The following is a 7,667-nucleotide window of genomic DNA, read 5'->3' on the forward strand; positions in this document are numbered from 1 at the left end:
GATCTATTACTATCCGTAATGATAAAGCATGGAGATTCTACGAAGATGTAAATTTTACAGGCAATTATATTGACGTAGGGCCAGGTCAAAGTGTTAATCCTGGTGATTTTGGCATGCAAATATCCTCTTTCAAAGCTCTGCCATAATCAGCTTAAAACTTTGGCAACAGCTTTAATAACTGCGATCCAAAGAATACACTCATTCGGGTGCGACGCGAAGCTATATGCGAAGCGGTATCTCCAACTATGCACCAAACAAAGCGGTGTAAACGAGACAAGTCCTTTAGGAGTCCTTTAGGGCAAGCGCTAGAAGATCGCATTCTAAAAACTGAAAATGCGATCGCCTAGCCTGGGCAAAATTTATAATCTAATGCCGTTCTGTTAACGATTGTTGTTTGAGACTTGGGGACTTGAGGCAGTAATTATCTTCCTTATTTCCCCATAGCAATAAATCAAATCTGTTTATCCAAATAGTATTGCGATCGCTTTACTGCATTCTTTTTGCATCTCAGTTTTCTACTAACTTAACTTAGTTTTTTACTGTTTTTATGAAAACATGCTATGAATTATCAGAAATTATTCCTAGAAGCTAATTATAATTGGGATGTAAATAGACTACATAAAGTGATTGCCTTACATCGTCATAAAACTATTAGCAAACGTAAAAAGTTAACTGATTTAGAAGCAACAATTCTACACGGTTTATTATGCGATCTCACTCCTCAAGAAATTGCTTGTCATTTTCATAAAGAATTTTATATCATTATCATCAATGTTACTAAAAATTTATTTCAAGATTTATTAATTATTGCAGAACAACAAGATAAGAGTTTCGGTAATATTATTCAGTGTTTAACCGCAGCAGGATATAAAAAATTAATTACCGACGAAGCAGTAATAGTAAGATCAATTTCAAAGTCAATTTGCAGGTCAATTCCCAAAAATACTGCTATAAATCAATTTGTTGATCGCTCACCCGCAACACAAATAAATAATAACTGTATGCTTAATCAGAAGACAGTTAATACTAATATACTAAAAAATTATTAAGTATTTATTTGTCTCCTCGATTACTCAAAATTTCTAGTAGTGTTTGTGCTGTTGTTGGTGGAGTGATGTTGGCAGCTAAACTTAGTATTAGTAGCTATGGCTTTTTATTTTTGGCTTTAAGTTCTAGTCAACTTTTTATTTCTAGTCTTCAAACTAAAGACTATTTAATGATCTGTTATTCAAGCTCAATTTTTATTTTTGTTGATTGCCTAGGGGTATACAGATGGTTACTAGCATAAACTGGACGGATAAAGCGATCGCGGATATAAGTCTAAAGAGTGTTTATCAACAAATGAATTTAAACAATCAGTCGGATATTCCTTTGATTATTAGACTATTTGAAAACCCAAGAAGTCCTATTGCTCTACCAGGTAAAATAAGTTTGCATAACCATGATTGTCTGCATATTATTTTGGGACTTGGGGTAAGTCCAGCAGAAGAAGCTTTTATTATTGGGTTTACGATGGGAAATGATGACAGTACAAAAATATGGCACGTTCGTTTGTTTAAATTTATTGCTCGTTTTGTTTATCCTTTAAAATATCGAATCGCTCATCAGCATTTAAATATTTTTGACTTAGGTTTTGAGCATGGAAAAAACCATAAATATCGTAATCTTAACCAAATTGAATTTGATCGCTTTTACACTATAACAATTAAAGAACTAAGAGAGTTATTTGATATTAATTATTTTTGTAGCCTAACCTAAACAAAAAGACAACTTTTGAGACAATTATTCAATAGCTTTTAACTCCTAAATCAAATTAAGATAAGCAAGGCTCTTTTTTACAAGAGTTTTTTTATTTCTAGATTATCTCGATCGCAATTGATTTATCAAAAAGCTTTAAGCTAATAGTTCTAAGCATTAGGTTGTCGGTACGAGTTTTTCATTAAAGCTTACAGCTAGACAGGTCTAAGACCCCAACCAAACAGAGTTTGGTAGTCTACTTCTTCGACAAGGTAATTGTCTGGGCGAAGCCCAAGACCTTACTTGTTTGTCCGCAATTAGGGGGGACAAAACCCTCATCAAGATTGACTTATAGCTTATAGCTTTGCTCCGTTATTTAATGATTTTTAATTTTCACTATGACTTTAGTTATAGAAAAAATACTCGATAAATAACTTAAGTATTAGAGAGTTTATATTTATTTCGTTTATAGAGATTCGAGACTTTTGTGGGATGTTTTATTTGGCTCTAAATTTTATTATGAAGACAGTTAGAAACCAAAGCAAAAGTTAATTAACTAACTACTAATTGTTTGATCAACTCTTGCCTGGTAGATAACTAAAGTAAACCCAAATTATTAGGAAAAAAACAATGACTAAGATCAACAATAATCAATCCAACTCTCTCTCTAGCATCGAATGTGTCCAAGACATTTCTCATGAATCTGCTGCCGCTATTTCTGGCGGGATTGCTGTCTACACTGATGCTAACTACGGTGGGAAAGAAAGAACTGCCAAAGGTGTCCGTGACTTGAGAGTAAGCGATCGCCAGGAAAATGTGTTGTTTAATAATCAGATTTCCTCAATTATCAATGACACTGATAAACGCTGGGCTTTCTATACCCGTGCTGGTTATAGCGGCGATCGTTTCACCTTAGAACCAGGAGAATCGGCTAAAGATCTTTTTGGCACAGGCTTCAACGATAAAATCACCTCTTATCGTAGCGAAGCTAGCGGTTCCGCACAGCCACTTTAGTAACAAGACCTTCTTTCTGAATACCTCTTCGACTAGAGGAGGTACTCCCCGACCAGAGCTTCATTTCAATCAAATAAATAACGCATTCACGAAATGAAGCACAACCTAATCAAAGTTTCCTTCGATTCATACGTTACATAAGCACAAACTAACAAAAAACACAGGAGAAAAATAATGAACAAATCAAACAATGACAATATCAAAGAAGAAAAAACTCAACTGACCAACAACGCCAATCGGCTTGCCGAGCAGGATTTGGAGCATATATCTGAGCTTAGTGAGCAGGATTGGGAGGCGGTAAGTGGTGGCGCGGTGCCTCTGCTCGCGTTGGGCGCTGCCAGAATTATTGTTCCCGCCGTGGGAGGTTTTATCGCCAAGGAGATCATAAAAAACGAAGTTGTTGAAAATGCAGGCACTAATTTTGTTGAAAATGCAAGTACTGGAGGAACTTCAGAGGGAAGTATAGATATTCTACTTTGATGACCTCATTCATCACTAATCTTAAAACGAATTCACGAGAATATCTAACCTAAAGAGAGTATTAATCATGAAACTGACCTTTCGCGGCAACTTGTACGAAACTTCTGCCCCAATCCAGCTTGCTTCTGATTCCACAGATCAACCCAAACTGAAACTCACTTATCGAGGTAGCACCTTCGACTATACTCCACGTCCTGTAGTAATTTCTGAAGAGGTGGAAACAGATGAACCAACTGTGACCCTAATCTACCGAGGAAATACTTACGAGCGTAAGCTTCAACCCCTCAAGTCCTATCAAAAGCCCCAGGCGATCAACTGGCGTTGGCAGTGAACACAATGCATTGTTCCTAGTACAGCCAAAAAGGGCGATTTTCCTTCAGGAATCGCTCTTTTAACAGGCAATTTTCTAATAAAGGCAAGATGCACATGTCGAAGAATATGAACGATTGGCTGGTTGAAGATTTTCCCGACTCAACCCAAGTTTCAACAACAGAAAAGCGATTAGGCTCCGCCTACGCTTCGCGATCGCATCTCTCAAGAATTCTCAGAAATCCTTTTTCCCTCGTTTGGTCAAAGCTGGCTGCCCTATTTAAAGCTGCCAAAACATCTAGCAAATCTGAAGTAGCCAAAAACTCTCAATCTGAACAACAAGAGCGAGAATCCATCCGAGAGCAATATTTAGACACTTGCTTCACAGATCGCGTCGATCCTTCGCTTTACTACATTTTATTTCTCTCCCAACCTCAACTTAATTGTCGAGCCAACTCCTATCGCTTTAGAAAATTGGAGTAAATTGGAATTAAAATGCGATCGCGCCTTAATTTTATTCATAAATCAAATTAACATTGTACTTTTATTCAGAGAAATTGGAGGTGCAAAATGCCAATTGAGCGTGTTGGTTATTTAGGCTATGAGCTTTACCGTTTAGGATGGCAGAATGCTGTACACAAAAATCTTAACCCAATCAACATTCATTGTTCAATGCTTTGCTTTATTACCATCGAGGGTTTGCTGAAGGTTCTGTATATATTAAAGTAAATAATTTTGAATAAATACGACATTAAAACGCTAATTCAACTGAACTCAATAAAATAGCTGTTGCTATGTTAATTAAAGATTGACACACTTTTGTTTTTTATGAGTTTATTAACCCATGAACCATCCTGACCAATCTGCTTTAAAAGCTCGAAATAAATTGCTCGCTATGCTTCTATTGCTCTGTGTTTTAGATATTACCTTGGTGACTATTGCGCGGGATTGGTGGGCTATTGGGCGTATCTTACCAACGATTGTAGTGATGTACTTTGTTATGCAGGGACAAAAATGGGCAAAATGGCTGCTGATGAGTATTTGCAGTTTGCTGGTGGTTATTTTAATCACAATGGTTCTAGCACTAAGTTCAAAGCTCTCCACTATTTTGATTGTGGGAAGTTTGATCATGGCTATTCTCAGCGCCATTATTGCGATCTATCTGGTAAGTAGCAAAGATTTAAATCGTTATTTTGTTTTTAAAAGGCAAGCTTCTTGCCAATAGCCTTAGAGCAGTTTTCTATTGAATAGACTACGTTGTTAATTAACTAGTTTTTAGCTCTAAGCTCTAAGCTCTAAAAGTTTCCTGTTAAGCTGGATATCCGAAGGTGTACCATTTGCGAAGCTTATCCTTTAGGACAAGGGCATAACATATCCTTTAGGACAATGTGCTTTAGCGCAATGTGGCTTGTGTGTTCAACTCAACTGAAAAGCGCAGTAATGTAGAAAATTTATCTCAACCAAAGTGACCTCTAATTCAGCAACGCCTGATTATTATTGACTCGTCTAACTTTAGTCATAGAAAAATTAATCAGGTTCAGCTACTAAAGTCACAAGGAATTTATTTATTAAGTCTAGGTGCGATTCAAGACGTTTTTCAGACGTTTTTTTTTGGTTTGATTTCTACGATACAGATAGCTCAAAAAACCAGATTTTAAATTCCCTACTGAAAAATGAAACACCCAATTGTATTACAACACAGTGAAGAGGATTGCGGGGCTGCTTGTCTGGCTACCGTTGCTAAACATTACGGACGCACCTTTGCTATTAGTCGAGTTAGAGAAGCAGTCGGTACTGGTGCAAGAGGTACTACCTTATTAGGTTTGAATCGAGGTGCAGAGACTTTCGGCTTTAATGTGCGTCAAGTTAAAGCAACTACAGAAATTATCGATCGCCTAGCGGAAATTCCTCTACCAGCTATTATTCACTGGAAAGGCTACCATTGGATAGTTTTATACGGTAAAAAAGGCAAAAAATACATTGTTGCTGATCCTGGCGTGGGTATTCGTTATCTAACTCGTCGTGAGTTGACTGTCGGTTGGGGCAATGGGGTAATGTTGTTGCTTTCTCCCGATGATAGTCGCTTCTATGAACAAGAAGAAGACGATAAAGGAAGTTTTGGCGGTTTTGGACGCTATCTCAAACGAGTGTTACCCTATCGTTGGATTTTATTTCAGGCGATCGCAATTAATTTTGCTGTCGGCTTGCTATCCTTAGCTTCTCCCATCATGATGCAGTTACTGACAGATGATGTTTTAGTCAGAGGTGATACGCAGTTACTAGCTACAGTGGCGATCGCCGTTATTGTAATGAACGTATTTAGAACTGTGGTTGGTTTAGTTCAGTCGCACCTAATTGGTCATTTTGGACAGAAGCTACAATTGGGACTAATTTATGAATACGGACGTAAATTACTCCATCTACCCCTCTCTTATTTTGAAGGTAGACGCAGTGGCGAAGTAGTTAGTCGGATTTCTGATGTCGGGGCGATTAATAATTTAGTATCGCAAATTGTGCTTGGGTTACCCAGTCAATTTTTTATTGCAGTGGTTTCTCTGGCCATGATGCTGTTTTATAGTTGGCAACTCAGTGTCGCTTCAATTGTGGCTTTTATTGTTGTTACTCTAGTAAACTTAGTCTTTTTACCTGCCCTACGCCAAAAGACTCGCAGTCAAATTGTTTTAGGTACAGAAAATCAAGGCTTTTTAGTCGAAACCTTTCGCGGGGTACAGGTACTCAAAACCACTCAAGCTACACCCCAAGCTTGGCAAGAATATCAAGGTAATTATGGTCGCTTGGCTAATCTGGGCTGGAGTACCATGAAACTGGGTCTTTACAGTGGTAGTATCACCAGCGTCTTATCTAGCTTCACCTCCGTCAGCTTGTTGTGGTTGGGCAGCTATCTGGTAATTAAGGGCGATTTAAGTATTGGTCAATTGCTGGCATATAACGGCATGAGTGGTAATTTTCTAGGATTTTTAGGTAGTGCCATTGGACTAGCAGATGAATTTATTACAGCACAAGTAGTTATTCAACGCCTAACAGAAGTAATTGAAGCCACTCCCGAAGATGAAAATGACTTTAAAAAACCTTGGGCAGAACTTCCTGGTGATACTGATATTGTCTGTAATAACTTAAACTTTCATCATGCTGGCAGAGTCGATTTATTAAAAAATTTCTCCCTAACAATTCCTAGTGGTAAAGTTGTCGCTTTAATTGGTCAATCTGGTTGTGGCAAAAGTACCCTCGCTAAACTCATTGCTGGTTTATATTCAGTGCAATCTGGTAATCTCCGCTACGGTATTTATAATCAACAAGATCTGTCCTTAGAATGTCTGCGTCAACAGGTAGTACTTTTACCCCAAGAAGCCCACTTTTGGAGTCGTTCGATTATTGATAACTTTCGTTTCAGTTATCCCGATGTCACCTTTGAGCAAATTGTTAAAGCTTGTCAAATCGCTGGGGCTGATGAATTTATAAGCGAATTACCCGACAAATATCAAACCGTATTAGGTGAATTCGGCGCAAACCTTTCTGGTGGTCAAAAACAAAGATTGGCGATCGCTAGATCCATAGTTACCGATCCACCAGTCTTAATTTTAGATGAATCTACTGGCGCACTAGATCCAGTGAGTGAAGCACGAGTATTAAAACAATTATTTGCCCATCGACAAGGCAAAACCACTATTTTAATTAGTCATCGCCCCAGAGTAATCGTCCGTGCTGATTGGATTGTGATGTTAGAGAAAGGAGAATTAAAAATCCAAGGTACTCCCGAACAATTACGCTCTATGGGGGGCGATCATTTAGATTTTCTCGACGACTTTATCCCTACAGATAAACCCCTGGTGGCATTATCCAGCAATAGTCATCTCAACGGACATTCTTGATCAGTGAACATTGAACATTGAACATTGAACAATTGATTAATTAGGTTTAAAACCTCTTCGTTCACGAATGTTTGTTTTAAAAAATTATCCCCTAAAGGACAAAGGCTTTAGCCGCATGTAGCTTCGCAAATGCTTTAGTATAAGCTTCGCGTCCTCCGCGTCGCACAGATAATTTATTACCCACTACCCACTACCCACTACCCATTACCTACTACCTACTACCTACTACCCACTACC

8 protein-coding genes are annotated in these 7,667 nt (G+C 38.0%); all 8 read left to right on the top strand.

Annotated elements, in window-relative coordinates:
- The first annotated feature begins 560 nt into the window (after nucleotides 1–560).
- The 8 genes from C7B62_RS23210 to C7B62_RS23250 all read left to right on the top strand — a co-directional run bounded on the left by C7B62_RS23210 (nucleotide 561) and on the right by C7B62_RS23250 (nucleotide 7,430).
- On the top strand, nucleotides 561–1,049 hold the full coding sequence (locus C7B62_RS23210) for a hypothetical protein (RefSeq protein ID WP_106243142.1): 489 nt from the start codon (nucleotides 561–563) through the stop codon (nucleotides 1,047–1,049).
- Nucleotides 1,050–1,272: 223 nt separating this feature from the next.
- A complete protein-coding gene (locus C7B62_RS23220; RefSeq protein ID WP_106243149.1) occupies nucleotides 1,273–1,758 on the top strand; it encodes a hypothetical protein in 486 nt (161 codons plus the stop codon).
- Nucleotides 1,759–2,367: 609 nt separating this feature from the next.
- Nucleotides 2,368–2,751, top strand: coding sequence for a peptidase inhibitor family I36 protein (locus tag C7B62_RS23225; protein WP_106243155.1), 384 nt, complete (start codon nucleotides 2,368–2,370; stop codon nucleotides 2,749–2,751).
- A gap of 174 nt (nucleotides 2,752–2,925) precedes the next feature.
- Nucleotides 2,926–3,231 carry a hypothetical protein gene (locus C7B62_RS23230; protein WP_106243158.1) on the top strand — a complete coding sequence of 102 codons (306 nt, stop codon included), beginning with the start codon at nucleotides 2,926–2,928 and terminating at the stop codon, nucleotides 3,229–3,231.
- Between the two features lie 67 nt (nucleotides 3,232–3,298).
- Entirely contained in the window at nucleotides 3,299–3,562 is a 264-nt protein-coding gene (locus C7B62_RS23235) for a DUF4278 domain-containing protein (RefSeq protein ID WP_106243162.1), read from the top strand.
- 107 nt (nucleotides 3,563–3,669) lie between these two features.
- A complete protein-coding gene (locus C7B62_RS23240) occupies nucleotides 3,670–4,023 on the top strand; it encodes a hypothetical protein (protein ID WP_199194346.1) in 354 nt (117 codons plus the stop codon).
- Between the two features lie 361 nt (nucleotides 4,024–4,384).
- The gene (locus C7B62_RS23245; protein WP_106243167.1) at nucleotides 4,385–4,765 is read left to right on the top strand and encodes a hypothetical protein; all 381 of its coding nucleotides are present in this window, start codon (nucleotides 4,385–4,387) and stop codon (nucleotides 4,763–4,765) included.
- 448 nt (nucleotides 4,766–5,213) lie between these two features.
- On the top strand, nucleotides 5,214–7,430 hold the full coding sequence (locus C7B62_RS23250; RefSeq protein WP_106243171.1) for a peptidase domain-containing ABC transporter: 2,217 nt from the start codon (nucleotides 5,214–5,216) through the stop codon (nucleotides 7,428–7,430).
- The last annotated feature ends 237 nt before the right edge of the window (nucleotides 7,431–7,667 follow it).

This window comes from Pleurocapsa sp. CCALA 161 (assembly GCF_003003995.1).
GTDB lineage: Bacteria > Cyanobacteriota > Cyanobacteriia > Cyanobacteriales > Xenococcaceae > Waterburya.

Bases quoted from the DNA above. Each gene is read 5' to 3' on its own strand.
- C7B62_RS23240 (WP_199194346.1), top strand. From the start codon at position 3,670: ATGAACGATTGGCTGGTTGAAGATTTTCCCGACTCAACCCAAGTTTCA.
- C7B62_RS23225 (WP_106243155.1), top strand. From the start codon at position 2,368: ATGACTAAGATCAACAATAATCAATCCAACTCTCTCTCTAGCATCGAA.
- C7B62_RS23245 (WP_106243167.1), top strand. From the start codon at position 4,385: ATGAACCATCCTGACCAATCTGCTTTAAAAGCTCGAAATAAATTGCTC.
- C7B62_RS23230 (WP_106243158.1), top strand. From the start codon at position 2,926: ATGAACAAATCAAACAATGACAATATCAAAGAAGAAAAAACTCAACTG.
- C7B62_RS23220 (WP_106243149.1), top strand. From the start codon at position 1,273: ATGGTTACTAGCATAAACTGGACGGATAAAGCGATCGCGGATATAAGT.
- C7B62_RS23210 (WP_106243142.1), top strand. From the start codon at position 561: ATGAATTATCAGAAATTATTCCTAGAAGCTAATTATAATTGGGATGTA.
- C7B62_RS23250 (WP_106243171.1), top strand. From the start codon at position 5,214: ATGAAACACCCAATTGTATTACAACACAGTGAAGAGGATTGCGGGGCT.
- C7B62_RS23235 (WP_106243162.1), top strand. From the start codon at position 3,299: ATGAAACTGACCTTTCGCGGCAACTTGTACGAAACTTCTGCCCCAATC.